23 protein-coding genes are annotated in these 25,433 nt (G+C 70.6%); 5 read left to right on the top strand and 18 right to left on the bottom strand.

From position 1 onward, the window contains the following. From ACTJKK_RS16335 to ACTJKK_RS16360, 6 genes are all read right to left on the bottom strand, one after another. On the bottom strand, nucleotides 1-634 hold a 634-nt coding region (locus ACTJKK_RS16335; protein WP_440748743.1), incomplete at its 3' end, for an ornithine cyclodeaminase. Continuing rightward, a complete protein-coding gene (locus ACTJKK_RS16340) occupies nucleotides 631-1,284 on the bottom strand; it encodes an FMN-binding negative transcriptional regulator (RefSeq protein ID WP_440748744.1) in 654 nt (217 codons plus the stop codon). The genes ACTJKK_RS16335 and ACTJKK_RS16340, both read right to left, overlap by 4 nt. Nucleotides 1,285-1,314: 30 nt before the next feature. After that, on the bottom strand, nucleotides 1,315-2,145 hold the full coding sequence (locus ACTJKK_RS16345) for an FAS1-like dehydratase domain-containing protein (RefSeq protein WP_440748745.1): 831 nt from the start codon (nucleotides 2,143-2,145) through the stop codon (nucleotides 1,315-1,317). Continuing rightward, the gene (locus ACTJKK_RS16350; protein ID WP_440748746.1) at nucleotides 2,142-3,371 is read right to left on the bottom strand and encodes a CaiB/BaiF CoA transferase family protein; all 1,230 of its coding nucleotides are present in this window, start codon (nucleotides 3,369-3,371) and stop codon (nucleotides 2,142-2,144) included. The genes ACTJKK_RS16345 and ACTJKK_RS16350 overlap by 4 nt, the downstream gene beginning before the upstream one ends. Then, nucleotides 3,368-4,351, bottom strand: a complete 984-nt coding sequence (locus ACTJKK_RS16355) for a hydroxymethylglutaryl-CoA lyase (protein WP_440748747.1) — start codon at nucleotides 4,349-4,351, stop codon at nucleotides 3,368-3,370. Before ACTJKK_RS16355 ends, ACTJKK_RS16350 begins: the two co-directional genes overlap by 4 nt. Further along, nucleotides 4,348-5,628, bottom strand: a complete 1,281-nt coding sequence (locus ACTJKK_RS16360) for a hydroxymethylglutaryl-CoA reductase, degradative (RefSeq protein WP_440748748.1) — start codon at nucleotides 5,626-5,628, stop codon at nucleotides 4,348-4,350. Before ACTJKK_RS16360 ends, ACTJKK_RS16355 begins: the two co-directional genes overlap by 4 nt. Before the next feature lie 212 nt (nucleotides 5,629-5,840). Between ACTJKK_RS16360 and ACTJKK_RS16365 the strand changes: the two genes are divergently transcribed. Continuing rightward, the gene (locus ACTJKK_RS16365; protein ID WP_440748749.1) at nucleotides 5,841-6,701 is read left to right on the top strand and encodes an alpha/beta fold hydrolase; all 861 of its coding nucleotides are present in this window, start codon (nucleotides 5,841-5,843) and stop codon (nucleotides 6,699-6,701) included. 28 nt (nucleotides 6,702-6,729) lie between these two features. Then, nucleotides 6,730-8,697, top strand: coding sequence for a helix-turn-helix domain-containing protein (locus ACTJKK_RS16370; RefSeq protein ID WP_247633615.1), 1,968 nt, complete (start codon nucleotides 6,730-6,732; stop codon nucleotides 8,695-8,697). A 565-nt stretch (nucleotides 8,698-9,262) separates the two neighbouring features. Here ACTJKK_RS16370 and ACTJKK_RS16375 read toward each other — a convergent pair. The 12 genes from ACTJKK_RS16375 to ACTJKK_RS16430 all read right to left on the bottom strand — a co-directional run bounded on the left by ACTJKK_RS16375 (nucleotide 9,263) and on the right by ACTJKK_RS16430 (nucleotide 22,512). After that, complete coding sequence (locus tag ACTJKK_RS16375) at nucleotides 9,263-9,688, bottom strand: cupin domain-containing protein (protein ID WP_247957106.1); 426 nt, start codon at nucleotides 9,686-9,688, stop codon at nucleotides 9,263-9,265. 24 nt (nucleotides 9,689-9,712) lie between these two features. Further along, on the bottom strand, nucleotides 9,713-10,516 hold the full coding sequence (locus tag ACTJKK_RS16380; protein ID WP_440748750.1) for an ATP-binding cassette domain-containing protein: 804 nt from the start codon (nucleotides 10,514-10,516) through the stop codon (nucleotides 9,713-9,715). Beyond that, entirely contained in the window at nucleotides 10,513-11,382 is an 870-nt protein-coding gene (locus ACTJKK_RS16385; RefSeq protein ID WP_247624270.1) for an ABC transporter ATP-binding protein, read from the bottom strand. Before ACTJKK_RS16385 ends, ACTJKK_RS16380 begins: the two co-directional genes overlap by 4 nt. A 93-nt stretch (nucleotides 11,383-11,475) precedes the next feature. Next, nucleotides 11,476-13,050, bottom strand: coding sequence for an ABC transporter substrate-binding protein (locus ACTJKK_RS16390; protein ID WP_247624269.1), 1,575 nt, complete (start codon nucleotides 13,048-13,050; stop codon nucleotides 11,476-11,478). Nucleotides 13,051-13,054: 4 nt separating this feature from the next. After that, on the bottom strand, nucleotides 13,055-14,005 hold the full coding sequence (locus tag ACTJKK_RS16395; RefSeq protein WP_247633611.1) for an ABC transporter permease: 951 nt from the start codon (nucleotides 14,003-14,005) through the stop codon (nucleotides 13,055-13,057). Continuing rightward, nucleotides 14,002-14,952, bottom strand: coding sequence for an ABC transporter permease (locus ACTJKK_RS16400; RefSeq protein ID WP_247624267.1), 951 nt, complete (start codon nucleotides 14,950-14,952; stop codon nucleotides 14,002-14,004). Before ACTJKK_RS16400 ends, ACTJKK_RS16395 begins: the two co-directional genes overlap by 4 nt. A gap of 228 nt (nucleotides 14,953-15,180) precedes the next feature. Next, nucleotides 15,181-16,308, bottom strand: a complete 1,128-nt coding sequence (gene solA / locus ACTJKK_RS16405) for an N-methyl-L-tryptophan oxidase (RefSeq protein ID WP_247624266.1) — start codon at nucleotides 16,306-16,308, stop codon at nucleotides 15,181-15,183. Between the two features lie 339 nt (nucleotides 16,309-16,647). Then, nucleotides 16,648-17,958: an MFS transporter gene (locus ACTJKK_RS16410; protein WP_440748751.1), complete on the bottom strand. Its 1,311-nt coding sequence runs from the start codon at nucleotides 17,956-17,958 to the stop codon at nucleotides 16,648-16,650. A 49-nt stretch (nucleotides 17,959-18,007) separates the two neighbouring features. Beyond that, nucleotides 18,008-18,928, bottom strand: a complete 921-nt coding sequence (locus ACTJKK_RS16415; RefSeq protein WP_440748752.1) for an amidohydrolase family protein — start codon at nucleotides 18,926-18,928, stop codon at nucleotides 18,008-18,010. Then, nucleotides 18,921-20,216 carry an MFS transporter gene (locus ACTJKK_RS16420; RefSeq protein WP_440748753.1) on the bottom strand — a complete coding sequence of 432 codons (1,296 nt, stop codon included), beginning with the start codon at nucleotides 20,214-20,216 and terminating at the stop codon, nucleotides 18,921-18,923. The genes ACTJKK_RS16415 and ACTJKK_RS16420 overlap by 8 nt, the downstream gene beginning before the upstream one ends. Nucleotides 20,217-20,245: 29 nt before the next feature. Then, a complete protein-coding gene (locus ACTJKK_RS16425) occupies nucleotides 20,246-21,217 on the bottom strand; it encodes an amidohydrolase family protein (RefSeq protein ID WP_440748754.1) in 972 nt (323 codons plus the stop codon). Beyond that, nucleotides 21,214-22,512 (bottom strand): homoserine dehydrogenase, encoded by a 1,299-nt coding sequence (locus ACTJKK_RS16430; protein WP_440748755.1) that lies wholly within the window; start codon nucleotides 22,510-22,512, stop codon nucleotides 21,214-21,216. Before ACTJKK_RS16430 ends, ACTJKK_RS16425 begins: the two co-directional genes overlap by 4 nt. A gap of 166 nt (nucleotides 22,513-22,678) precedes the next feature. Between ACTJKK_RS16430 and otnK the strand changes: the two genes are divergently transcribed. Genes otnK through ACTJKK_RS16445 form a run of 3 tightly spaced genes read left to right on the top strand, consistent with a single transcriptional unit; the run spans nucleotide 22,679 to nucleotide 25,379 of the window. Next, a complete protein-coding gene (gene otnK / locus ACTJKK_RS16435) occupies nucleotides 22,679-23,926 on the top strand; it encodes a 3-oxo-tetronate kinase (protein ID WP_440748756.1) in 1,248 nt (415 codons plus the stop codon). Further along, nucleotides 23,910-24,566, top strand: a complete 657-nt coding sequence (locus ACTJKK_RS16440) for a class II aldolase/adducin family protein (RefSeq protein ID WP_440748757.1) — start codon at nucleotides 23,910-23,912, stop codon at nucleotides 24,564-24,566. The genes otnK and ACTJKK_RS16440 overlap by 17 nt, the downstream gene beginning before the upstream one ends. Nucleotides 24,567-24,578: 12 nt before the next feature. Further along, a complete protein-coding gene (locus tag ACTJKK_RS16445) occupies nucleotides 24,579-25,379 on the top strand; it encodes a DeoR/GlpR family DNA-binding transcription regulator (RefSeq protein ID WP_440748758.1) in 801 nt (266 codons plus the stop codon). Nucleotides 25,380-25,433: the final 54 nt, after the last annotated feature.

Raw genomic sequence — 25,433 nt, forward strand, 5'->3', positions numbered from 1 at the left:
CCGTCAGCACCTGCGCGACCGCCTTGTCGGCCGTGCACGTCGTGACGATGTCGGCGCCGGCGGCGGCCTCCGACGCCGAGGCGCACACCGTGATGTCGAAGCCACGCGGGGCGAGGTTGCGCACGAACTTGGCGGATGCCGCGGGGTCGACGTCGTAGATCCGCAGCCGCGAGACACCCAGCACTCCGCGGAACGCGAGGGCCTGGAACTCGGCCTGGCTGCCCGCCCCGATCATCGCCATCGTCGACGAATCCGCACGCGCGAGCCGCCGGGCCACCATCGCCGACGTCGCCGCCGTCCGCAGCGCCGTGAGCATGGTCATCTCCGCGAGGAACACCGGGTAACCGTTGTGCACATCCGCAAGCACACCGAACGCCGTCACCGTCTGATACCCGCGACCCGGATTGAACGGGTGACCGTTGACGTACTTGAACGCGTAGACGTCGGGATCGCTGATCGGCATCAGCTCGATCACCCCGAACGGCGTGTGGTTGGCGACGCGCTCGCTCTTGTCGAACGACTCCCACCGGCGGAAGTCCGCCTCGATCGTGTCGGCCATCTCCGTCATGATCGTCTCGGCTCCGCGGCGCGAGATCCACTCGACCATGTCACCCACTCCGACGAACGCGGTCATGCGGTCACTTCCTTTCCATCGAGCACGTCGCGGTTCACATCCGCGATGCGATCGGCGAGCTTCGGGTTCTCATAGGGGCCGGGGTTGCGCAGCGCTTCGACGACACGCGCGATCACCTCGGGGGACTTGTCCTGGTGCATCTTCTCCTTGGCCTCGATGCGGGTGGCCCGCAGGCGGAAGCCCACGGTGCCGTGCACGATGCGCTCGGCGTAGGCGGTGTTCTCGAGCGTGCAATGCATCAGGTAGGGGTCGGGCAGCGGGCTCTCGAACCAGCTCACGAGGCGGTCGAGCACCGCGAGGTTCTCGTCGTCGGAGAGGATCTCGGGGGTGCCGAACAGGTGCGCGACGGCGAAGTCCCACGTGGGCACGGCCGGCGAGGTGCCGTACCAGCTCGGCGAGACGTAGCCCTGGGGTCCGTAGACGATCACCATCGTCTCGTGCCGGCCGAGCTGGTGCAGGCGCTCGTCGGGGCGACCGACGTGGCTCACGATCGAGATGCCCTCGGCATCCTCTTCGAGCAGCACCGGGTAGTGCGAGGCGACGAGACCCTCGCCGGGCACGTGGCTGACGATCGTCGCCCACGGGTTCTCGCGCACGAGGGCGCGCACGGTCTCGACGTCGTCGAGGGCGTAATCGGGGTTGTGCCTCACGGTGTCTCCAGGTGGGGGGTGGGGTGGCCGTCAGGCCCAGGTGATGTCGGCGGTGGCCAGCACGACATCGTCGGCGTCGACGGCGGTGACGCGGATGCCGTCGGGCGCGGTGTGTCCGACCAGACGCAGCGGCCGGTCGACGAGCACCGGGGCGATCGCCCGCACGTCGAGACGCGCGGGGACGCGCTCGGGCGTGTGCCGTCGGGCGGCGTCCATCAGCAGGATGCGCGTCAACGGCCCGTGCACGAGCAGGTCGGGCAGGCCCTCCACGTCGCGCGCCCAGGCACGGTCGTAGTGGATGAGGTGCGTGTTGAACGTGAGCGCCGAGAACCGGAACAGTTGGCGGGCGTCGGGCGTGAGCTCCTCGACCCACTCCCCCTCCGCCGCGATCGACGGGTCGGGACGCGGGGCGCGGGCGGGAGCATCCGGATCCGCCGCCTCGAGGAAGACGTCGTGCCACACGCTGCGCACCGCCACCTCGCCTGCGACCGCGTACTCGCGCACGATGTCGACGAAGGTCAGACGCCCGCGCGAACCGGTCTTGTCGACCACCGAGCCCAGCGACGTGGTCTGCACGACCTCGTCCCCCAGGCGGATCGGCCGCAGGAACTCGGTCGTCTCGCCCGCGTACATCCGTCGGGGCAGGTCGATCTCGGGCACCACGCCGTCGCGCGCCGGGGTGCCGTCGGGGCGCAGATCGGCGAGCGGCACCGCGAACGGGAAGAACACGCCCTCCCAGGCGGCGGGTAGCGGGTCGCCCGCGGCGAGCGCCGGATCGGATGCCGCGAACGTGCCGCGGTATGCCTCGACGGTGTCGGTGGTGATGGGCGCGGTGCGCACGACGGGCGCGGGAGTGCTCACGGCAGTGCCCCGGCGGCGCGCAGCTCGGCGATGCGGGCGGCGTCGTACCCGGCGAACCGCGCCAGCACCTCGTCGGCGTGCTCGGCGAAGCGGTTGGCGGTGCGGGCGGGGGTCGCGGGCGTCTCCGACAGTTTGATCGGCTGACCGAACATGCGCAGCACGCCCAGGTCGCCGTAGTCGGCCTCGACGATCATGTCGCGCTCGGCCGTGCCGGGATCGTCGACCACCTCGCCGATCGTCTTCACGGCGGTGAGGGGCACGACGTCGCCCGCGAGGTCCTCGAGCTCCTGCTTGGTGCGGGTCGCGAGCCACCCCGCCACGATCGGCTTGACGCGGCGCTCGTACACATCGGTCTCGAACCGCTTGCGCATGGTGTCGATCTCGGGGTCTTCCTTGAGCTCGGGGGTGCCGAACAGGTCGCAGCTCGCGTTCCAGAGCTTGTCGGTGTAGGCCCCGAAGAAGACCTGACCGTCGGCGCAGTCGAACAGCTCGTAGGGCCGCACCCAGGCGTGCGCGTTGCCCTGCGGCGACGCGACATTGCCCGTGACCGTGTAGTCGACCACCGCGGTCTCGGTGAGGGCGACGATGCTGTCGACCTGCGCGACGTCGACGACCTGGCCGACGCCGGTGGCCTCGGCGTGACGCAGCGCGGCGAGCGTGCCGATCACGGCGAACAGGGTCGCCGAGAGGTCGCCGATCGTGACGCCGACCCGCACCGGCGGATGCTCGGCGTAGCCGTTCATCGACCAGATGCCGCCCGCGGCCTGGGCCGTGTTGTCGAAGGCGGGACGCTTGCTGCGCGACCCCGTGCGGCCGTAGCCGGAGATGGCGGTGTAGACCAGGCGCGGGTTGATCTCGCGCAGCACCTCGTAGCCCACACCGAGCTTCTCCATGGTGCCGGGGCGGAAGTTCTCGACGAGCACGTCGGCGCCGCGCACGAGGTCCCTCAGCACCTCCTTGCCCTCGGGGGTCGCGAGGTCGAGACCGACGCCGAGCTTTCCGCGGTTGTACTGGGCGTAGTACGCGCTGAACTCCTCCTCGCCGTCGGTGAGGTACGGCGGGAAGCCGCGCGACACGTCGGGGTCGCGCGGGTTCTCGACCTTGATGACCGTCGCGCCGAGGTCGGCGAGGGTCTGCGAGGCGTAGGGGCCGGCGAGCACGCGCGACAGGTCGATCACGGTGACTCCGGCGAGCGCGCCGGGGGCGGGGAGGGTGGTGTCGATCATGCGGGAGTGACCTCCTGTGCGGGTTCGGGGGTGTCGAGTCCGGCGGCCGCGAACGCGCGGGCCACGTTCGACGCGGGCCGCACGGTGCGGATGCGGGAGAGCCAGAGCGTGGTGGCGGCCAGGGCTTCGAGATCGAGTCCGGTCTCGATGCCGAGGCCGTGCAGCATCCACACGAGGTCCTCCGTCGCGAGATTACCGGTCGCGCCCTTGGCGTAGGGGCAACGGCCGAGCCCGCCGACCGACGCGTCGAACTCGGCGACGCCCAGTCGCAGGGCGGCGTGCACGTTCGCGAGCGACTGCCCGTAGGTGTCGTGCAGGTGCAGGGCGATCGCCTCGACGGGGATGCCGGCGTCGAGCGCCTCCTCGATGACCGCGATCGTGTGACCGGGCGTGGCGACGCCGATCGTGTCGCTGATCGCGATCTTCCGGGCACCGGCCCCGTGCAGGGCGCGGGCGGCTTCGGTGACGGCATCCGTGTCGACGCTCCCCTCCCAGGGGTCGCCGAAGGCCATCGAGACGTAGCCGCGCACGGGGATGCCCTGCGCGGTCGCCGCGGCGATCACCTCGACCGCGCGGTCGATGGCGCCTGCGCGGGTGGTGTTGAGGTTGGCCTTCGCGAACGACTCGGTGGCGCTGACGACCACCGACACCTCGCGGATGCCGGCGTCGATCGCGCGCTGCAGGCCGCGGAGGTTCGGCACGAGGCCGACGGCGCGGGCGCCCGCGGGCACCTCGAGGCCGGAGACGACCTGCTCGGCGTCGGCGAGCTGGGGGATCCAGGTCGGCGGCACGAAGCTCGTGACCTCGAGGTCACGGCTACCGGCCGCGTACAGCCGCCGGCAGAGCTGGATCTTGACGGCGGCGGGGATGATGTCGGTCTCGGCCTGCAGGCCGTCGCGCGGACCCACCTCGAACACGGTGACGCGCGCGGGGAGCCCGTCCTCGCGGATCACCCGGGGCGCCGGGACCGTGGCGGTCATGCGCCGGCCCCGCCCCCGCGCAGTTCGGCGAGCACCTCGCGGGCGTACTCCACGCGGATGCGGCGGTCGGCGACGATCCGGGCGGCGACCGCGCCGATCTCGTCGACGTCGGCACCCGCGGATGCCGCGATCGTGCGCGCGTGCAGGGTCATGTGTCCGCGCTGGATGCCCTCGGCGGCGAGCGCCCGGCAGGCGGCGAGGTTCTGGGCGAGTCCGACGGCGGCGATGACGCTCGCGAGCTCGCGCGCGGTCTCGACGCCGAGGAGCTTCACGGACGCCTGCGCGGTGGGGTGCGCGCGGGTGGCACCGCCGACGAGCCCGACGGCGAGGGGCACCTCGAGCGTGCCGACGAGGTTGCCGTCGGCATCCTTCTCGAACTGCGACAGCGCCGTGTATCCGCCGGCTCGGGCGGCGTGCGAGTGGCAGCCCGACTCGACCGCGCGGGTGTCGTTGCCGGTGGCGAGCACGACCGCGGTGATGCCGTTCATGATGCCCTTGTTGTGCGTGGCGGCACGGTAGGGGTCGGCCTCGGCGAACGCGCTCGCGGCGACGATGTCGTCGACGACCTGGGGACCGCCCAGCAGTTCGGCGTCGAACACGGCGCGGGCGCGGGTGAGGCGCAGCTCGGCCTTGTTGGTGAGGATGCGCAGCAGTGTGCGAGAGCCGGCGAGCTCGGCGATGCGCGGGGCGATCGCCTCGGCCATCGTGTTGACCGCGTTCGCGCCCATCGCATCGCGCACGTCGACGTGCAGGTGCACGATGACCTGCACTCCGGCGCGGGTGGGGAGCACGCGCACCGAGATGTCGAACGCCCCGCCGCCGAGCGAGACCAGCATCGGGTCCTGCTGGTTGGCGAGCTCGAGCAGCTCGTCCTTCGCCTCGAGCAGGGCGAAGCGCGCGCCGTGCGGGTCGATCGCGTCGAGCACCTGGATCTGGGCGATCATCACATCGCCCGTGTACGAGGTCGTGAAGCCGCCGTGGCCGCGGGCCATGCGGGCGGCGTTCGAGGCGGCGGCGACGACGCTCGGCTCCTCGGTGGCCATCGGGATCAGGCGGTCGCGTCCGTCGATCGTGAAGTTCGTGGCGACGCCGACCGGCACCGCGATGAGACCCACGACGTTCTCGACCATGTGGTCGGCCTGAGCGAGCGAGAGACCGCTGTCGGGGCGCAGCGCCCCCAGAGCATCCGCATCCAGCTCCGCACCCTGCGCGACGAGCGCGAGGCGCTCATCCGGGGTGTGATCGCGGAGTCCGGAGATTCGGCTGTTGATCGACATCGGCCACCTTCCTTCGGGACAGCGACCGGGTCATCGGCGCTGTGGTCAAGGAAGACACTAGGAGCGGGCGGCAGGAGCGACGATGGGTGGAACACTCATCCTCGGGGCCCCGCTGTATGCGGTCGACACATCACCCCGCCTGATCCCGGAACCTAGACTCGCACCATCACCCGGAGCGCGGACCGCGGGTCCCCCGAGCGCGAGGAGTACGCATGCCCTACACCGATTCCGCCGATGTGCGCCTGTACTACGAGGTGTTCGCCGGGGCCGATACCCCCGCCGACGCCCCCGTGCTCGTGCTCGTCTCGGGCGGCGGCGCCCAGCTGCTCAGCTGGGACGAGGAGTTCATCGGCATCCTCACCGCCGGCGGCCTGCGGGTGGTGCGCTTCGACAACCGCGACACCGGTCTCTCGCAGCTCTTCGGCGGACCCGACGACGTCGACGGCGGCTACGACCTCATCGATCTGGCCGAGGACGTGCTGCGCGTGCTCGACGATCTGGGAGTCGAGAAGGCGCACGTCGCCGGGCACTCGATGGGCGGCATGATGGCGCAGATGCTCGCGATCCACCACCCCGAGCGCATCCTCAGCCTCGGGCTGCTGTCGACCATCCCCGGCCAGTCGCGCCGCTGGGTCGCGCACGGCGAGCGCCCCGAGCTCGCCGAGGCGCCCGTGCGCGTCACGCGCGAGCAGGCGGTGGCGTTCACGCGCACAGCCCTCGAGGCCGCACCGGTCGGACGCTTCGACCACCAGGTCGAGTGGCACGTGCGCGCGACCGGCGAGGCCTACGACCGCGGCTACTACCCCGAGGGATTCTCCCGGCAGTGGGCGGCCCTCACGCGCGCGCCCGAGCGCCTCGACGCCCTGCGGTCGGTGACCGCGCCCGCGTTCGTCTTCCACGGTCGCGACGATGACGTGCTGCACTGGGCATCCGCCGTCGACATCGCTGAGGCGATCCCCGGTGCCGAACTGCAGGTGCACCCCGACATGGGGCACCTCATCCCCCACGAGCTGTGGCCCGAACTCGCGGCCGGACTCCTGCGCACTGCCGCACGCGCCGAGGGTCGCGGCTGAGAGATCTGATTTGAGGGCGACCGCGCTCATGCTCGACACTGAAGTCACGCGCCTGTCGGCGCCGCCCTCCCCCGAAGGGACGAAGATGCCCGAGCACGACGACGCCATCGCCTCGCTCCTCGATGCGGCCCACGACCCCGAACTCGTCGGCCCCACCGGTGTCAGCGACGCCCTCCGCGCGCTCGGGGCCAGCGAAGCGGATGCCGCGCTCCTCGCCGAGCGCGTCGCCCGCATCCAGCGCGAGCTGTCGCGGCTGCGCCGCCGCGAGCACGAGCTCACCGCCCTCTTCTCCAGCGCTCGCGAGCTGGCCGAGCTGCGCGACAGCGACGCCGTGCTCGCCCGCCTCGTGCAGCGCGCGCGAGAGATGATGGGCGTCGACCTGGCCTACCTGTCGGAATTCGATCCCGACACCTCCGAGCTGCGGGTGCGCGAGACCAGCGGTTCGGTGAGCGCCTCGTTCCAGCAGTTGCGCGTGCCCCCGGGGCGCGGCCTCGCGAGCGTCGTGGTCGAGTCGCGCACCGCGCAGTGGGTCGCCGACTACACCGCCTACACCGAGGACCGCCACGACACCGGCATCGACGACGCCGTCTCGGCCGAGGGCCTGGTGTCGATGCTCGGCGTGCCGATGCTCAGCAGCGACGACGTGCTCGGTGTGCTGTTCGTCGGCAACCGCGAGACGAAGGAGTTCTCCCCCGACGAGGTCGCGCTGCTGTCGGCGCTCGCCGACCACGCCTCGGTCATCCTGCAGACGACGCAGACGCTGCGCGAGCTGCAGCTGTCGGAGGATGCCAGCCGCCGCACCCTCGAGAGCCTCACCGCGCACCTCGTCGAGCGCGACCGCGCGAACACCGTGCACCAGGAGCTCGTGCAGGCGGTGCTCGCCGGCGGCGGATTCGGGCCGGTGGCCGAGACCCTCGCCTCGGCCCTCGGACGGGCGGTCGCGATCATCGATGCGCAGGAGAACGTGATCGCCGCCGCGGGGCTGCCGCTGGCCCCCGGGATGCTGTCGCTCGACGAGCCCGTGCGCGACGCCCTCGCCGAGAGCCGCCGCAACGGACACTGCGTACCGGTCGCGGGCGCGGGCGTGCGCGCCGTCTCGGCCCTCACCGCCGGCAACCGCCACTTCGGGGCGCTCCTGCTCGGCGACGGCGCCTTCGAGCTCGGCGCCGTCGACTTCCGCACCGTCGAGCGTGCGGCCCAGGTCGGGGCGCTGCTCGAGCTGCAGCAGGAGGCGGCATCCGGAGCCGACCACCGCGTGCGCAGCGAACTGATCGCCGACCTGCTCGACGACGTGCCCGAGCGGCGCTCCGACGTCGAGCGGCGTGCGCGGCGCCTCGGCGTCGACCTCGCGACCCTCGACTCCCTGCTGCTGCTGGCGGTGCCGGGCGATCAGCAGACCGCCGCGGCGCGCGCCGTCGTGCGCTCGCTCGACGACCGAGCGCTGGTCGGCGAGTACCGCGGATTCGTGGTCGCCGCCCTCGCGAGCGACCGCGGCCCCGTCGACCCCGAGCGCCTGCGGAGGGAGGTCGCCTCCGCGATCCAGGAGGCGGTGACCGTCGTCGTACCGCCGCCCGCGAAGGGTCCGCTGCCCTCGGCGTTCCTCGCCGCCCGGCGCACCGCGCGCCTGCTCGCCGCGCTCGAGCTCGCCGATCTCACCGCGCGCGTCGAGGACTTCCTGCCCTATTCGGCCGTGCTCGACACCGACGCGCAGGGGCTCTCGGCGTTCCTGCGCGACACGATCGGGGCGGTGCGCCAGTACGACGCCGAACGCAACGCCGATCTGCTCGGCACGCTGCGGGCGTTCGTGCGCAACAACGCCAGCCCCACCCGCACGGCGCGCGCCCTCAACTTCCACACGAACACGATCCTGCAGCGCCTCGACCGCCTCGACCACGTGCTCGGCGCCGGATGGCGCGACGACGAGCGGATGTTCCGCATCGGCATCGCCGTGCGCCTCGACGAACTGCGCGAGCGCCTGCGGGGCCCCGCCGCGTAACGCGGCTCGTCTGTGTGCACCGATCGGTCATGAATGCCGGTTCTGAGCCATGAAAACCGGCATTTATGACCGATCGGTGCATCCATAGCGCGGATGCCGCGGGGCGGGGCCCTTCGACAAGCTCAGGGACCCAGTGCCTGGCACACCGGGTCACTGGGTCGCTGAGCCCGTCGAAGCGTCCCCCACGCGCGACTCGGGAGGAGAACACAGCCTCCGCAGGAAGCATCCGCCGTTCCGATCCTGCTCAGGCCGCGAACTCCTCCCGAACGGATGCCGCGAGGCGCCCTCACGCGCGACTCCGGCGGAGAACTCCCCGTCGGGCGGAAGCATCCGCCCGAGAACTCCGCCCAACGACGAGAACTCCGCCCATCACGGATCCCGCGAGCGACCCGTCGTCGACCGGTTCCTGAGCGAGCGCAGCGAGACGAAGGGCCCCCGCCCTCACCAACGGAGGAGAACACAGCCTCCGCAGGAAGCATCCGCCGTTCCGATCCTGCCGAACGCGAGAACTCCTCCCGAACGGATGCCCGGGGGCCCTTCGACAAGCTCAGGGACCCAGCTCCTCCTACCGCTCACCCTCCGCGTCGAACGCCTCGACCCCGGTCTGCGGGAACGGATGCGGGCCGCGAGGCCCGAACACGAGCACGAGCTCGGCGACGGCATCCGACTCGTTGCGCACCCCGTGCCGCATGCCCTCGGGCGCGTAGAACGCGTCACCCACCCGCAGCACCCGGCGATCGGACCCCGCCGTGATCACGACCTCGCCGCGCGTGACGATGTACATCTCGTCGGAGCTGTTCGGCGAGCAGCTCGTGGGGTCGTCGTCGAGATGATGGTGCTGCCCCTCCTCGGCGCCCGGCTCGAGCCGGTACATCATGACCGAGGTGGGCAGCGACGACGATTGCTGGAAGTACCACTCGATGCCGATCCGGCCCTCGCCGTGGTACAGCTCCCAGTCGTGCTCGTTGTCGCCGCGTCTCTGCACGCGCATGTGAGACCCCTTTCGAAGAGACCCTCAGCTCCGGTACAGCACCGGCATCGATTCGAGGAGCTTCTGGGTGTACGGATGCTGCGGAGCGTTCATGACCTGCTCGCCGGTGCCCTCCTCGACGACCCGCCCCTGGTGCATCACGGCCACCCGGTGGGCGATGTGGTGCACGACCGAGAGGTTGTGGGTGATGAAGAGGTAGGTGACGCCGGTGTCCTTCTGCAGCTGCACGAGCAGGTTGAGCACCTGCGCCTGCACCGACACGTCGAGCGCCGAGGTGGGCTCGTCGAGCACCACGAACTCGGGTTCGGCGGCCATGGCCCGCGCGATCGCGATGCGCTGGCGCTGTCCGCCCGAGAACTCGTGCGGGTAGCGTCCGGCGGAATCCATCGGCAGCCCCACGCGGTCGAGCGAGTCGGCGATCCGGCGGCGGCGCTCCTTCTGGCCGATGCCGGCGGCCACGAGCGGCTCGGCGATCGAGCGGGCGACCGTGAAGCGCGGGTCGAGGGAGTCGTTGGGGTCCTGGAAGACCATCTGGATACGGCGGCGGTGCGTGCGCAGGGCGCGACCACGGATGCCGGTGACGTCGACGCCGTCGAACTCGATCGTGCCGAGCGTGGGCTTGCGCATGAGCAGGATGGCGCGGGCGAGCGTGCTCTTGCCCGACCCGGATTCGCCGACGAGACCGAGCGTCTCGCCGCGGGGCACGCTGAGGCTCACGTCGTCGAGGGCGGTCATGACGTTGTCGCCGTGCCCGAATCGCTGGGTGATGTTCTTCACCTGCAGCACGTCGTCGGGAAGGGCTGCGGGGGTCTGCAGGGCGTCGGTCACGATGCCTCCTCGAGCACGGCGGGAACGCTGTCGAAGTCGTTCACGGCGGGGATGACGGCGAGCGGCGAGCGCACGGGCACCGAGGGCCGCGGGATGCTCTCGAGCAGCGCCCGGGTGTACGGATGCCGCGGGTCCTCGAGCACGCGTCGGGCCGAACCGGTCTCGACCACGCGTCCGCGGTACATCACGGCGACCCGCTCGCAGAGCTGGCCGATGACACCGAGATCGTGGCTGATGAACAGCACGCCCATGCCGGTCTCGTCGCGGAGGCTCTTGATGAGGTCGAGGATCTGCGCCTGCACGGTCACGTCGAGCGCGGTGGTGGGTTCGTCGGCGACCAGCAGGTCGGGGCCGGCGGCGACGGCGATCGCGATGACGACGCGCTGACGCTGACCGCCGGAGAGCTGGTGGGGGTAGTAGTTCAGGCGCTTCTCGGCATCCGGCATCTGCACGAGCCGGAGGATCTCGAGGGCCCGGGCGCGCGCCTGCTTCTTGTCGGCCTTGCCGTGGATCTGCAGCACCTCGGCGATCTGGGCGCCGATGCGCATGCAGGGGTTGAGCGCCGACATCGGCTCCTGGAAGACCATGGATGCCTTCACCCCGCGCACCTGGGCCCAGTCGCGCTCGGTGGCGTCGTTCATGTCGGAGCCGGCGACGTCGATGCTCGCGGCGGTGACGCGGGCCGAATCGGGCAGCAGCCCCATCATGGCGAGCGCGATGCTCGACTTGCCGCTGCCGGACTCGCCGATCACGCCGACGATCTCGCCCTTGCGCACGCGCAGCGAGACGCCGGAGACCGACGGCGGGGCGCTGCCGTAGGCGATGCTGAGGTCTTCGACGCGGAGGGCGTCGGTGGCGTCGGTCATGCGCGACTCGCTTCTGTGATCGATACGGGAGAGAAAGCGGGGAGGGGTGCCCCGGCGCCTCCGGGGGGGGGGAAGAGGCGCCGGGGCGGGGTGTCACTGCGTCAACCAGGCGTGGTCGAGAGCCGAGCGCGCGTAGAACGCGTCGTTCTCGTAGTCGTGCAGCTTGTTGCTGTCCCAGACCTCGAAGTACACCGGCACCGCGGCGGGCACGAACTCGAGCGCCTTGTCGGCCGCCTCCGTCGCGAGTTCCGCCACGAGCTCGTTGTACTCCTCGGGGGTGGCCGCCGACTTCGCCTGCACGAGCAGTTCGCGGGCCTTCTCGGCGTCGGGGTTGCCGTCCCAGTGGTTGTAGTAGCCGCCCTCGAGCAGCACCGGCTCGAGGTAGTAGGCCGCCGAGGCGCGCGGGCTGCCCGGGATCGCGACGAGGTCGGTCCAGGACTCGCCGGTGGTGAAGATCGGCGAGATCTCGGCGAGCGGCGTGGCCTTGAGGTTGAGGGTGATCCCCGCCTCGGCCAGCTGCTGCTGCATCATCTCGTAGACCGGGTGGTGCGCCGCGGCGACGTCACCCATGTAGCTGAGGGTGATCTCGGGGTTGGGCTGACCGGCCTCTTCGAGCAGACGCTTGGCCTCGTCGACGTCGCGTTCGTGGTACGGGAGCTTCGTGGCGTCGGTGGCGCCGGGGTCTCCGGCGGGCGGCACGAACGAGATGCCGGCGTTGCCGAGCATGGCGGTGTCGACGATCGCCTGTCGGTCGAGCGCGAGCGAGAAGGCGCGGCGCACGTCGACGTCGGCCAGCGGACCCGACTCCGGGTTCACGTAGACGGCGAGGTTCTGACGGAACGCGGCCTCACCGAGCGTGAAGCCCGACGATGCGGCCTGCTGCGCGAGGCTGCCGTCGATGAACGACGCGGCCTGCACGCTGCCCTGCTGCACGGCGGCGAGCAGGGTGTTCTCGTCGGGGTACAGCTCGAACACGATCGTGTCGATGTAGGGCTCCTCGCCCCAGTAGTTCTCGTTCTTCTCCATCGTCACCGAGACGCCCTGGTTCCACTCGGTCACCTGGTAGGCGCCGGTGCCGACGCTCGTGGTCTGACGCTCTTCCTCGGTGGCGTTCCCGTAGGCCTCTTCGCTGACGATGAGGAAGGTCTGCCGCGCGGAGACCGCGTCGAGGAACGTGCCGTCCGGGGCGCTGAAGTGGAACGTCACCTCGTAGTCGCCGGTGGCCTCGACGCTGTCCATCAGGCTGAGGTAGGTGGCGTTCGTGCCGCCGTCCTTGCGGGTCTCGAACGAGTAGACGACGTCACCCGCGTCGAACGGGGTGCCGTCGGCGAACGTGACGTCATCGCGCAGCTGGAACACCCACGTCGTCTCGTCGGTCTGCTCCCACTCGGTGGCGAGGGCCGGCTCGATGGTGCCGTCGTCGTCTCGCGTGAGGAGGGTGTCGTAGGCCATCGAGTAGATGACCTCGGCGGCGATGGCCGAGGCCACCATCGGGTCGATGCCGCCGGCCGAGGGCTCGGCGGGCACGCCCCACGTGAGGGTTCCGCCGGCGACCGGGTCACCGGCATCCTCTCCGCCGGTGCCGGTACCGCCGCCGGACGTGCATCCGGCGATCGCCAGGGTCGCGACGGCGAGTGCCGCCACCCCTGCCCAGTGTCGTCTGTTCATACCTCTACTCCGTTCGGGTGTGCTGCGTGGATGTGGTGGTGCGGTCGGGGTTCGCCGGGCCGCGGCGCTTCGTGCGCCGCCCGAGCGAGAAGGCGGGCTCGCGCCGCGGGGCGAGGTAGTCCTGCATGCCGTCGGCGAGGAGGTTCCAGGCGGCGGAGAGCAGGATGATCACCAGCGAGGGCAGGATGATCAGCAACGGCTGCAGCTGCATGAAGCGGGTGAACTCGCTGATCATGCGGCCGGCCGAGGGCTCGGGCGCCTGCACGCCCTGGCCGAGGTAGCTCAGCGCCGCCTCGATCAGCACGACCTGCGACGCCACCGAGGCGAACTGCACGAACAGCGGGGTGAGCACATTGGGCAGCAGGTGCTCGACGATCACGCGCGCCGGGCGCACGCCGCTGAGAGTCGCCGCGAGCACGAAGTCCCGCTCGCGGAGGGCGATCACCGGAGCCCGCATCACCCGGGCGAAACCGGGGGCGAACACGAGCCCGAGAGCGAGGATCAGCGGCCAAGGCCCGTTGCCGATCACGACGCCGACGACGAGGGCGACGAGGATCGCCGGCAGGGCGAGCACCGCGTCGACGACGCGCATGATGACGGCATCCACCCATCCGCCGACGTACCCGGCCACCAGACCGAAGAAGGTGCCGATCACCGCGCCGAGCAGCGCGGCCGCCCCCGAGATGATGAGGCTGGTGCGGGCGGCGAGCGCGAGGCGGGTGAACGTGTCGCGGCCGAGGTTGTCGGTGCCGAGGATGTGGTCGAGGCTCGGCGCGGCGAGCGCGGGGCCCGAGGCGACGAAAGGATCGTAGAGCGGCGCGACCGTCATCCAGCCGGCGAGGATCAGGATGACGCCGAGGATGCCGGCGCCGCTCCAGAACGCGGGGCCGAACTTGCGGCGGGCCGGGCGCTTGCCGGCGACCTTGGCGAGGGCGAGTTCTCTTGTGACGGTCATCGCGTGTGCACCCTCACTCGGGGATCGATCAACGGATACAGCAGGTCGACCACGAAGTTGATCACCACGTAGACGACACCGATCAGCAGCACGGTGGCCTGGATGATCGGATAGTCGGAGGAGCGGATGCCGGTCAGCAGCAGTGAGCCCATCCCCGGCAGCGAGAACACCGCCTCGATGACGACGGTGCCGCCGACGAGCGCCGCGAGCTCGATGCCGATGACGGTCGTCACCGGGATGAGCGCGTTGCGCAGCGCATGCCGGCCGACCAGTCGTCCGGGCGACGCACCCTTGGCGCGGGCGGTGCGCACGAAGTCCTGACCGAGGGTGTCGAGCAGGGTGCCGCGCGTGTACCGGGCGACGATCGCGGCGAGCACGATACCGATCAGCAGGGCGGGCAGGATCAGCACCCCGATCGCCCGCAGGGGATCGTTCGCCGCCCCCGCGTATCCCACGAGCGGGAGTCGGAGGGTGAGCGAGTTCACCAGGATGAGCACGGTGCCGAGCACGAACGGCGGCGTGGCCAGCAGCACGAACGACAGACCGCGCACGACGTGGTCGGGCAGGCGGCGCCAGCGGGTCGCTGCCAGCACACCGGCCGGGATGCCGAGCACGGTGCCGAACACGGTCGCCATCACCGCGAGGGTGAGGCTGAGCGGCAGGCGCGTCGCGATGAGGGTCGACACCTCGCCCGGCACGGTGATCGCGCGTCCGAAGTCTCCCTGCACGACGCCCAGCAGCCACGAGAAGTACTGCGTGATCCACGGCTGGTCGAGACCGAGCTCGGCGCGCAGGGCCTCGAGCTTCGCGGGGTCGGGGTTGGCCGGGTCGACGAACGCGGCGAGCGGGTCGCCCGGGATGATCCTCACCATCGAGAACACGATGATCGAGAGGATGAAGAGCACGAACAGCGACGAGAGGATGCGCTGGATGATGTAGCGGGTCACCGTCGTGTCACTCCCCCGTGCTCATCACGCGGTGGCGTGCGCCCGCTGTCGCGTGCGTGCGGGGTCCGAGAACGGAGGGTGTCGTCGATGACATGGCGGTCACGCTACCCAGCGCGCGAGGGCGTCTGTACGGTGCGGCGGCCCAGGGGAACGGTCGCATGATGGGCGAAACCTCCATAGCAGGGGCGGAAGAAGGACGCGGCGATCGGGATGCCGCGGGCAGGCGGGTCAGACGACCATCGAGTCCGCCGCGGCGAACTCGCTCAGGTCGTCGGTCGACTCGCCGTCCAGGGCGAGCTCGGCGAGCACCCGACCGAGGGCCGGCGTGAACTTGAAGCCGTGACCCGCAGCGAGGCCGACGATGATGTCGGGGTGCTGCGGCAGCGCGCTGAGCACGAACCGGCGGTCCTTGGTGAGCGCGTACTGGCAGGTGACCGTGCGCAGTTCGGGGCCGGATCCGGGGATCACGTCGTGCATGAATCCGGTGAGCTGTTCGATGAGCTCGGGCGAGGGGACGAACGACCGGTTCTCGGGCGTCATCCGGTTCTCCGACACGTCGCGGGCGGCCTTGATGGTCGGCTCGCCGTAGGTCGGGAACCCGTAGTAGCACTCGTCGTCCTCCCAGATCCACACGGGGAAGACCGAGCGGTCGTAGTTCTCCGGCTCGGCGGGGCGGAAGTAGCTGACCTGCTCCTGCATGATGTCGAGCGGGATCGTCGCACCGAGCGGGTCGAGGAGCGTGTTCGTCCAGGCATCCGTCGCGAGGATCACCTTGCCGGCGCGGATGTCGCCGTTCGACGTGTGCACGATCACGCCGTCACCGTCGGGCGTGAGGCGCTCGACGGCGGTGCGGTCGCGGATGTCGGCGCCGTGCACGCGGGCGCGCATCTGCAGCGTCGCGACCGTGCGGGAGGCATGGGCGATGCCGGTGTCGGCCGTGTAGACCGTCTCGACGTTCTCGGGCACGCGGAACTGCGGCCAGCGCGCCTGCACCTCGGCGGGCGAGAGCAGCTCGTGCGCGACGTCGCACTCGGTGAGGGCGGTGGTGAAATCGGATGCCGAGTAGGGGCCGTCGGAGGGGATGAGGATCACGCCGCCGGTGATGGTGAGCAGGCGCTCGCCCGATTCGGCCTCGAGGTCGGCCCAGTCGCGGTACGCGGACTGGGCGAGGCGCACATAGGCGGTGGATCCGTACGAGGTCCGCACGATGCGCGAGGTGTCGTGCGAGGCTCCCCGCACGTGACCGAGCTCGTACTGCTCGAGCGCGACCACCTTCGCTCCACGACGGGCCAGGTGGTAGGTGGCGGCGCTGCCGAGCGCTCCCATCCCGACGACTGCGACCTCGAACGACTCCATGATGCTCCGTCTCTTCCGCGGACGGTGCACACCACCGGCCTGTTGTCGTTCAGTGTGGATGCCGCCGCGGGGCCGTTGCTATGGGGCGATGTCCCATGTTGTTCGCACAGGAATGTGCCTTCGATACGCGTCCGACCCCGCAGATGACAAGCGTGGGCAGAAGGTGTTTCCGGCGCGTTTCGGCCCTTCGTCTCGTCGCTTCGCTCCTCGCTCAGGAACCGGGTGTCCGAGTAGCCCCGGTTCCTGAGCGAGCGCAGCGAGACGAAGGGCCACCCACGACGAAGCCCCCGCAGACGTGCTGTCTGCGGGGGCTCGGCCGGTCTCGGTAGCGGGGGGGGGTTACTTCGAGACGAGCTCCGACGGGAGGTCCTTCGCCGTGGCGACGGCGCGATGCTGCCGCACGGTCATGGTGAGGATCGCGCCGAGGATCATGATGCCGCCCGTGATGTACAGGGCGACGGTCGCGACGCCGGTGGTGTCCTTCACGAAGCCGATCAGGTATGGGGCGGCGAAGCCCGCGAGGTTTCCGGTCGAGTTGATGAGCGCGATACCGCCGGCGAGGGCGGTGCCGGCGAGCATCGAGGTCTGGAAGCTCCAGAAGATCGCCGGGATCGACAGGGCGCCCGCGTTGGCGAGGCACAGGCCGATGATGCCCCAGACCGGGTCGGTGCCCGCGATGATGCAGATCGCGAAGCCGGTGGCGCTGAGCAGGAAGGCTGCGGCGATGAACTTGCGGCGCTCGCCGGCGCGGTCCGACAGGTAGCCGAACGTGACCATCGAGATGATCGCCGCGAGGCTGGGCAGCGCGCTGAGGAAGCCGATCTGCACGGTGTCGGTGATGCCCAGGTCGCCGATGAGGGTCGGCAGCCAGAAGCTGATGCCGTACAGGGCGAAGTTGTACGAGAAGTACACGGCGGTGAGCAGCCAGATCAGCTTGCTGGTGAAGACCTTGCGCAGAGGGGTCTCGGCCTCGTCGACGCGTTCGGCGGCGAGGAGGGAGCCGAGGCGATCACGCTCGGGTTCGGTGAGCCAGGTGACCTTGCGGTAGTCCTCCTGCAGGCAGAAGAGGATGACGATACCGAGGAGCACGGTGGGGATCGCCTCGATCACGAACAGCCACTGCCAGCCGGTGTGGCCCCAGACGCCGTCCATGCCGCTGAGGATGAAGCCCGATACGGGGCCGCCGATGAGGCCCGACGAGGCGAGCGCGATGTAGAAGATGCCCCAGGCGCGTCCGCGGCGGCTGGCCGGGAACCAGTGCGCCATGTAGAAGAGGATGCCGGGGATGAAGCCGGCCTCGGCGACACCGAGCAGGAAGCGCAGCAGGTAGAACATCCACTCGCTGTCGACGATGAACATGAGGCCCGAGATGAGGCCCCAGGTGATCATGATGCGCGCGATCCACTTGCGCGCGCCGACCTTGGCGAGGATGAGGTTCGAGGGGATCTCGAAGATGAAGTATCCGATGAAGAACAGGCCGGCACCGAGACCGTAGACCACGTTCGAGAAGCCGAGGTCGGCGCTCATGGTGGCCTGCGCGTAACCGATGTTCACACGGTCGAGGTACGAGAGGAAGAAGCCGAGCATCGCGAGCGGGAGCACGCGCAGCATCACCTTCCGAAAGAGCTTGTCGTCGTTGACGGTCGTCATGGGGGGTCCTTCGTCGGTCGGATTTCGGGTGGGAGGGAGGGTGGTGGGCTCAGCCGATCGGGAGCGGCGCGTAGACGCGCTGCGCCGTGTCGTGGAACACCGAGCGCTGCGCGGCCGGATCGAGCTCGGCGAGGATGGTGCGGTAGCCGTCGATGAGCGCGGGGAGAGTGGTGAACATGCCGTCCACCGGGAAGTTGCTCCCGAACATCACGCGCTCGGCGCCGAAGATGCGCACGAGATCGAGGATGGGCCCGCGGTTGGCCTCGACGGTCCAGGGGGTTCCGGCGACGCAGAGCCCGGATGCCTTGATCACGACGTTCGGGGCGTCGGCGATGTGCTCCAACGCGGCGCGCCAGCCCGCGAGCGTCTCGGGGTCGCGATCGGCCAGCACTCCGGCGTGGTCGACGATCAGCGTCGTGTCGGGGAAGTCGTCGACGAGACGCCGGGCTTCGCCGAGATTCCACCACGGCGTCTGCAGGTCGAAGTGCAGTCCGTGGTCGCCGAGAAGCGCATAGCCCTCGCGCCAGGTGTCGTCGCTGAGCAGGGAGCGCACGCCGTCGGACGCCTCGACCGGGGAGGTCGCGCCGCCGGGCTTGTGCCGGACGCTCTTGACCGCCGGGACGGCACCGAGGGCGGCGAGATCGGCCGCGGCATCCGCAGCGTCGAGCCGCGCCTGCGACACCATCGAGCCGGGCACCCCCGAGCTCTCGCGATAGCGCTCGATGAGGGCGACCTCGGCGAGACCGTCGCCGGGGGTCCACTCCGCCTCCATGTAGACCGAGGCCACGATCCCGGTGCCGGCGATGTCGCGCAGGTAGTCGGAGGGGAGGTAGTCGTGCTTGATGGCCTCGTAGTCGCCGTAGCGATGGGCGACGCGACCCTCCGGCGCGAGCCACGGATGCCGACCGAGGGAGAGGTCCCACACGTGGTGGTGCGCGTCGACGATCGGACCCTCGTAGAGGTCAGGCATGGACGGCCGCCTTGCGCACTCCCCGGCCCTCGAAGTCGATCGAGAGAGATCCGATCAGGTAGATCGCGGCGCACACCGCGAGGTAGATCAACACGGCGGTGTATCCGCCGGTGAACTGCACGAGGAGTCCGGCGACGATCGGAACGACGATGCCGGCCGAGGTGCCGGCGAAGTTCATGACGCCGCCGACGATGCCCACGCGCTCGGGCTTGGCCAGACGCCCCGGGATCGTCCAGTACAGTCCGCCGAAGAGGTTGAAGAACACCCCGATGCACAGCAGCGTCACGGCCATGCCCGCGTCGCTGACGAACGGCAGGGCGGCAAGGGCGAGAAGGCTCAGCGCGCCGGAGCCGCCGAAGAGCAGCTTGAACGCGCGGTTCGGGCTCATCCGCTTCTGGAGAGCGTCCGCGAGGATTCCGCTGAGGATCTCACCCGCTGCACCGCAGAGGAAGATGAGGAAGGTCGCGAAGCCCATCGCCGAGAGGTCGAGGCCGCGGGCCTGCGAGAGGTAGGTCGGGCCCCAGGTGACGAGCCCCCAGAACACCATCGCCCAGCCGATGCGGCCGACGACCATCCAGAACACGGTGGCGCGGCTCATGCCCGGCGCTTCGACCTTCGGCCGCTCCTCGACCTCGCCGGCGTCGATGAGCTTCTCCTCGGCGCGGTTGACGAGCGGGTGCTCGGACGGGTGGTTGCGGATGAACAGCGCGACGCCGATGCCGATCACGACGGTCGCGAGGCCGATGATGATGAACGACCAGCGCCACGAGCCGGTGGCCGTGATGAGCCCCGTGACCACGAGGGCGCCGAGTGCCGAGCCCAGCGGGGCGCCGGAGTCGATGAGGGTCACACCCGTGGAGCGGTGCTTGGCGGGGAGCCAGCGGGTGACCAGCTTGTTGGCGGAGGGCATGTAGGGCGCCTCGAACGCGCCGAGGCCCAGACGGCTGAGCACGAGCATCACGGCGTTGACGGCGAGGCCGGCGAGCGCGGTGAACGAGCCCCAGATCACGGCGGCGACACCGATGACGCGGCGTGGACCGAAGCGGTCGGCAGCCGCGCCACCCGGGATCTGGAACAGGCAGTAGGTCCAGAAGAACGCCGAGAGGATGACGCCCTGCACCGCGGGCTCGAGCAGGAACTCCGCACTGATCGTGGGCAGGGCGACCGACAGCGAGGCGCGGTCGATGCAGTTGATCGTGTAGAAGACGAACAGAACGACGATGACCCACCAACGGATCCTCGTCGGGCGAGCGGTACGGGCGGCGGTGCCCTGTTCGGCGGTGGTCATCGGTGATCCTCGGGGTGTCGGGTAACGGGTCAGACGGCGGGCACGTCGAGTCGGTAGACCCGTGCGGCGGTGCCGTGGAAGAGGGCGTCGAGTCCCGCGGCGTCAAGGCCGGCGGCACCGGTGAGGATCGTGTCCATCACCTCGTCGAAGTCGGGGGCGGTCAGGGTCGCGACCGGCATGTTGGAGGCGAACAGCGCGCGGTCGGCGCCGAAGATCGCGAGGGTGTCGCGCACGACCTCCTCGTTGGAGGGGCGGTCCCAGCGGTTGCGGTACAGGCCGAGCTCCGAGACCTTGACGGCGGTGCCGGGCAGCGCGGCGAGGCGTTCCATGCCGTCGCGCCAGACGCGCAGGGCGTCGGTGTCGCGATCGAGCGGCAGGCCGCAGTGGTTGATCACGACGGTCAGCTCGGGGAAGTCCGCGAGGACGTCGGCCGCTTCGGCGAGGTGGTAGTACGGCACGCGCAGGTCCCACGAGAACCCGTGCGCCGCCAGCGCCGCGATGCCCTCGACCCACGCGGGGTCGTGGAGGGTGCCGGGACCCGTCGCGGTCTCGTCGGCGCGCGCGGCGATGACGGGCTTCGATCGGATGCCGCGCACGATGGAGCGCTGCGCGTGACCGGCGAGCACCTCGTCGCGGTCGGGCTGCAGGAAACCGACGTGGGCCACGGCGGCGATCGGGAAGCGTCCGCCGGTGGCGTCGCTGAGCCCCTGCAGGAAGTCGTCCTCCGCGACCTGTTCGCTGCGGCTGCGCTCGGCCTCGCAGTGCACGGTGCCGAGGATGTTCCAGCCCGCGGTCTCGGCGAGGTACTCGCGCGGCAGGAAGGTGCGGCGCATGGCGTTGTAGTCGCCGAGGAAGAACTGCTCGTTGTACTCGTCCTGGATCCAGGGCCAGTGGCCGTCGCCGTCGAGGTCCCAGAAGTGGTGGTGCGCGTCGATGATGCGCAGATCGTGCCCCTCGGGGAGGCGCGCGTCCTGGATCCGGCGAGCGTTCTCGATGCTCACAGCCGCACACCCTCCACGAAGGCGGTGCGCACGTCATCGGCCACGCCCGCGAGGTCGGCGAGGCGGATGAGCTCGCCCTCGGCGATGTCGCGCACGAGGCGTGCGCCGGAGAGCAGGTAGTAGGCGGCCGCGAGCGTGTCGTCGGCGTCGGTGACGGCATCCACCCGATCGATGATGACGGGTGCGACGCCGTCGATCTCGTGGTGGTGGCCGCGCACCTCGAACGTCTCTCCCGCGGCGAGCGCGCGGGCGGCGCGGGCGGCGAGCACCGTGTGGTGCCGGGGCTCGGCGAAGGTAGAGGTGCCCTCGACCAGAGCGTCGATCGTGAGCGGGGTCTCGACCCCCATGAAGTGGTACGGCCAGTAGATGCAGGCGTAGCGGCCCGAGCGCGAGACGATGTGGCCCTTGCCGGCGAGCAGGTCCCAGGTCTCGGGGTCGCCGGTGGTGACGATCGCGAACACGCCGCCGGCGAAGCTCGTCTCGCCGGGCAGGCGCAATGCCGAGAACACGTCGACCGCGCGGTCGGTGCCGATGATGCCGCCGTCGGCCCGGCGGGCGTAGATGTCGGCCAGCTCGCTGGGGCGGGCGACGGGGTAGTGCATGCGCTCGGTGTCGGCGGTGGCGCCGGCGTACAGCGAGACGACGGCCATCTCGCAGGAGTCAGCGGCGGCGGCGCGCTTGAGCGGTGCGACGACGGATGCCCGGGCGGCGAGCGTCTTGTCGATGTCGTCGCCGAGGAACAGGTGGTCGGTGAGGGCGGATGCCTCGATCCGCTCGCCCTGCTGCTCGAGTACTCCGGTGGCGGGGTCGAAGACGAGATCGTACTCGCCGGACTTGCCGAGGGCGACGACCTCGAGGCCGACGCGCTCGACCCAGTCGAGCAGGCGCAGCAGGTTGGCGGGCTGGTCGCCGTCGCCGGGCAGGTAGCCGACGCCCTGGGCGCGGGCGGCGCGCGCGAGCGAGACACCGGCGACGCTCTCGATCTCCTTGCTGACCATGACGACGTGGATGCCGCGCTCGATGGCCTCGGCGGCGTAGCGGTAGCCCGCCTCGACGCGACCGGAAGCCTCGACGAGCACGTCGATCTCGTCCCAACGGACGTCGTCGTGGCCGGGGATCGGCTCGGCGTCGGGGAGGCCGCCGAGGTCGGCGATGAGGGTGCGCACGCCGTCGACATCGGGGTCGATGAGCTGCGTGGCCGTCATACGGTCGATCGAGCGCAGCTGGGAGAGGAACGTGCGGCCGAAACCTCCGCGTGCGCCGGTGAGAGCGACGCGGATAGGAGCGCGGGTCATCGGTGGTCCCCTCTGCACGGGACATTCCGTGCGGTCGTACGAGAGCTGCGGGAGCGGGTTCTCCCTGCGGCCTCGAACACTGTTTCATAGTCGTAAACATTTCTCAAATTTGTTCACAACAGTTCACACGTGGTGGAATGGGGGCACCCACTCCCGAGGAGGAACCGTGATCGACATCGGCGCCGTCGCAGACGACTTCACCGGCGCGACCGACCTCGCCATCGCGCTGCGCCAGCGCGGGTTCCGCGCGGTCGTCTCGATCGAGGACGCCCCGCTCGACCCGGCCGAACTCGGCGATGCGGATGCCGTCGTCGTCGCCCTCAAGACCCGGACCGCCCCGGTCGGAGACGCGGTCGCCCAGTCCCTCCGCGCCGTGCGCGCCCTCGAGGCCCTCGGCTCCCGCCGCTACTACGTGAAGTACTGCTCGACCTTCGACTCCACTCCCGAGGGCAACATCGGCCCGATCCTCGACGCCGTGCTCGACGAACTCGGCGAGACCCGCACGATCGTCGTGCCCTCGTTCCCCGACAACGGCCGCACCGTCTACCGCGGACACCTGTTCGTGCACGACGAGCTCCTCGAGCACTCCCCCATGCGACAGCATCCGCTCACGCCGATGACGCAGTCGCGCCTGCGCGACATCCTCGCCCCGCAGACCGCGCGCCCGATCCACGAGGTGGGGGCGGATGCCGTGTGGGCGGGCCCCGCGGCCCTGCGCAGCACCCTCGGCTCCGAGCCGGCCGGCTACACCGTCGTCGACGCGATGACCGACGCCGATCTCGAGACCATCGCGACCGCCGTCTCGGACTGGCGCGTCGTCACCGGCGGGGCGGGTCTCGCCCTCGGGATGACCGGACCGCGCCCCGGCACCCTCTCCCAGATCGAGGTCGCCCCCGGCCGCCGCCTGATCGTGTGCGGCAGCGCCTCGGCGAAGACCCGCGCGCAGATCGCGCACGCCGCTCACACGCTCCCCAGCCGCAAGCTCGACATCGAGGCGATCGCAGACGATCCCGAGCAGGTCGTGGCCGACACGGTCGCATGGCTCGGGACGCTCGACGCCGACAGCATCCCGCTGGTCTACACCGTCGGGTCGCTCGACGACATCCGCCGCGGCCCCGAGGGCAACACCGTCTCCGGCCGGATCGAAGAAGTGCTCTCGGCGATCGTCGACCGCGCCACCGCCGAGCTCGGCGTCACCCAGGTGATCGTCGCCGGCGGCGAGACCTCGGGCGCGGTCGTGCAGCGCCTCGGCATCCAGCGTCTGCTGATCGGACCGCGCATCGCCCCCGGCGTGTGCTGGAGCGCCGCCGAAACCGCGCACGGCCCCGTCACCATCGCTCTCAAGTCGGGCAACTTCGGCGCCGACGACATGTTCACCACCGCCTGGAGGGCGCTCGATGACCACTCCCACTGACGCACTCATCGCGGCCGGCGCACGCGTCGCCGCCGCCGGCATCAGCCCCGGCAGCAGCGGCAACGTCAGCATCCGCGTCGACGACGTCGTGTACATGACCGGCACCGGCACCGACCTCGGCCGCCTCACCGACGCCGACATCGCGGTCGTCACCCGCGGCGGCGAGCACCTGCGCGGCGCGAAGCCGTCGAAAGAGCTCAGCCTGCACCTCGCGTTCTACGCCAAGAACGTCGAGCACACCGCCGTCGTGCACCTGCACTCGCCGTTCGCGGTCGCCGCGAGCTGCCTCGAGCCATGGTCCGAGTACAGCGCCATCCCGCCCCTCACCCCCTACTTCGTGATGCGCGTCGGCCAGACGCCGCTGGTGCCGTTCCGCGTGCCGGGCGACCCCGACCTCGCCGCGCAGATGCTCGCGCTGCCCGGCCCGTTCCGCGCCGCACTGCTCGCGAACCACGGTCAGATCGTCTCGGCACCCGACCTCGATGCCGCCGTCGAAGCGGCGATCGAGCTCGAGGAGGCGTGCCGCATCGCGCTGCTCACCGACGGCAAGCCCCGCCGCCTGCTGCCGCCGGAGGACGTGCGCGCCCTCGCCGACCGCTGGGGCACCCCCTGGACCGAGGAATCCACCCTCGTTCGCTAGGCTGACGACGACATGACCCCCTCCGACGACGCCACCGCCACGCCGCTCATCCCCGAGCAGCGGCGAGAGCTGATCGTCAAGCACCTGCGCCGCGAGGGCGTGCTCAGCTACCGCCAGCTCACCGGCATCCTCGGCGTCAGCCACATGACGATCCGGCGCGACATCGCCGTGCTCGAAGAGGCCGGCCGCGTGCTCGCGACCCCCGGCGGAGCGAAGATCGCCTCACGCCTGGTCACCGAGCCGTCGCGGTTCGAGAAGGCTCGTCAGGACGTCGCCGAGAAGGACGCGATGGCCCGCCACGCGGCATCCCTCGTCACCGAGTCGATGACCATCTACCTCGACGCCGGCACGACCATCCAGGCGATGCGCCCGCACCTCGAGACGGTGCAGGACCTCACGGTCGTGACCAACGACCTCGCCATCATCGCCGCGTTCCTCGACCACCCCACCGCCGACATCATCGCCATCGGCGGACGCGTCGAGAAGGCCAACCAGTCGACCACCGGGCGTCTCGCCGCCCTCACACTGCACGAGCTGTCGATCGACATCGCCTTCCTCTCGTCATCGTCGTGGGATCTGCGCCGCGGCGTCACGACCCCGACCGAGTCGAAGATCGCGCCGAAGACCGCGGCGATCGAGAGCGCGAGCGAGACGGTGCTCGTCGCCGGCAGCTCGAAGTACGGCTCGTTCGGCCGCTACCGGGTGTTCGACCTCGAAGACCTCGACGTGATCGTCACCGATGCGGGCCTGAGCGACGCCACCGCCGCCGGCATCGAAGAACGCGGCGTCACGGTCGTCCGCGCCGGCGTCTAGACCCGGCGGGGCCCTTCGACAAGCTCAGGGACCCAGTTCCTGAGACGGCTCCGC

This window comes from Microbacterium sp. 22179 (assembly GCF_052045715.1).
Taxonomy (GTDB): Bacteria; Actinomycetota; Actinomycetes; order Actinomycetales; family Microbacteriaceae; genus Microbacterium; species Microbacterium galbinum.

Bases quoted from the DNA above. Each gene is read 5' to 3' on its own strand.
- ACTJKK_RS16350 (WP_440748746.1), bottom strand. From the start codon at position 3,371: ATGATCGACACCACCCTCCCCGCCCCCGGCGCGCTCGCCGGAGTCACC.
- ACTJKK_RS16355 (WP_440748747.1), bottom strand. From the start codon at position 4,351: ATGACCGCCACGGTCCCGGCGCCCCGGGTGATCCGCGAGGACGGGCTC.
- ACTJKK_RS16360 (WP_440748748.1), bottom strand. From the start codon at position 5,628: ATGTCGATCAACAGCCGAATCTCCGGACTCCGCGATCACACCCCGGAT.
- ACTJKK_RS16365 (WP_440748749.1), top strand. From the start codon at position 5,841: ATGCCCTACACCGATTCCGCCGATGTGCGCCTGTACTACGAGGTGTTC.
- ACTJKK_RS16370 (WP_247633615.1), top strand. From the start codon at position 6,730: ATGCTCGACACTGAAGTCACGCGCCTGTCGGCGCCGCCCTCCCCCGAA.
- ACTJKK_RS16375 (WP_247957106.1), bottom strand. From the start codon at position 9,688: ATGCGCGTGCAGAGACGCGGCGACAACGAGCACGACTGGGAGCTGTAC.
- ACTJKK_RS16385 (WP_247624270.1), bottom strand. From the start codon at position 11,382: ATGACCGACGCCACCGACGCCCTCCGCGTCGAAGACCTCAGCATCGCC.
- ACTJKK_RS16390 (WP_247624269.1), bottom strand. From the start codon at position 13,050: ATGAACAGACGACACTGGGCAGGGGTGGCGGCACTCGCCGTCGCGACC.
- ACTJKK_RS16395 (WP_247633611.1), bottom strand. From the start codon at position 14,005: ATGACCGTCACAAGAGAACTCGCCCTCGCCAAGGTCGCCGGCAAGCGC.
- solA (WP_247624266.1), bottom strand. From the start codon at position 16,308: ATGGAGTCGTTCGAGGTCGCAGTCGTCGGGATGGGAGCGCTCGGCAGC.
- ACTJKK_RS16410 (WP_440748751.1), bottom strand. From the start codon at position 17,958: ATGACGACCGTCAACGACGACAAGCTCTTTCGGAAGGTGATGCTGCGC.
- ACTJKK_RS16415 (WP_440748752.1), bottom strand. From the start codon at position 18,928: ATGCCTGACCTCTACGAGGGTCCGATCGTCGACGCGCACCACCACGTG.
- ACTJKK_RS16420 (WP_440748753.1), bottom strand. From the start codon at position 20,216: ATGACCACCGCCGAACAGGGCACCGCCGCCCGTACCGCTCGCCCGACG.
- ACTJKK_RS16430 (WP_440748755.1), bottom strand. From the start codon at position 22,512: ATGACCCGCGCTCCTATCCGCGTCGCTCTCACCGGCGCACGCGGAGGT.
- ACTJKK_RS16440 (WP_440748757.1), top strand. From the start codon at position 23,910: ATGACCACTCCCACTGACGCACTCATCGCGGCCGGCGCACGCGTCGCC.
- ACTJKK_RS16445 (WP_440748758.1), top strand. From the start codon at position 24,579: ATGACCCCCTCCGACGACGCCACCGCCACGCCGCTCATCCCCGAGCAG.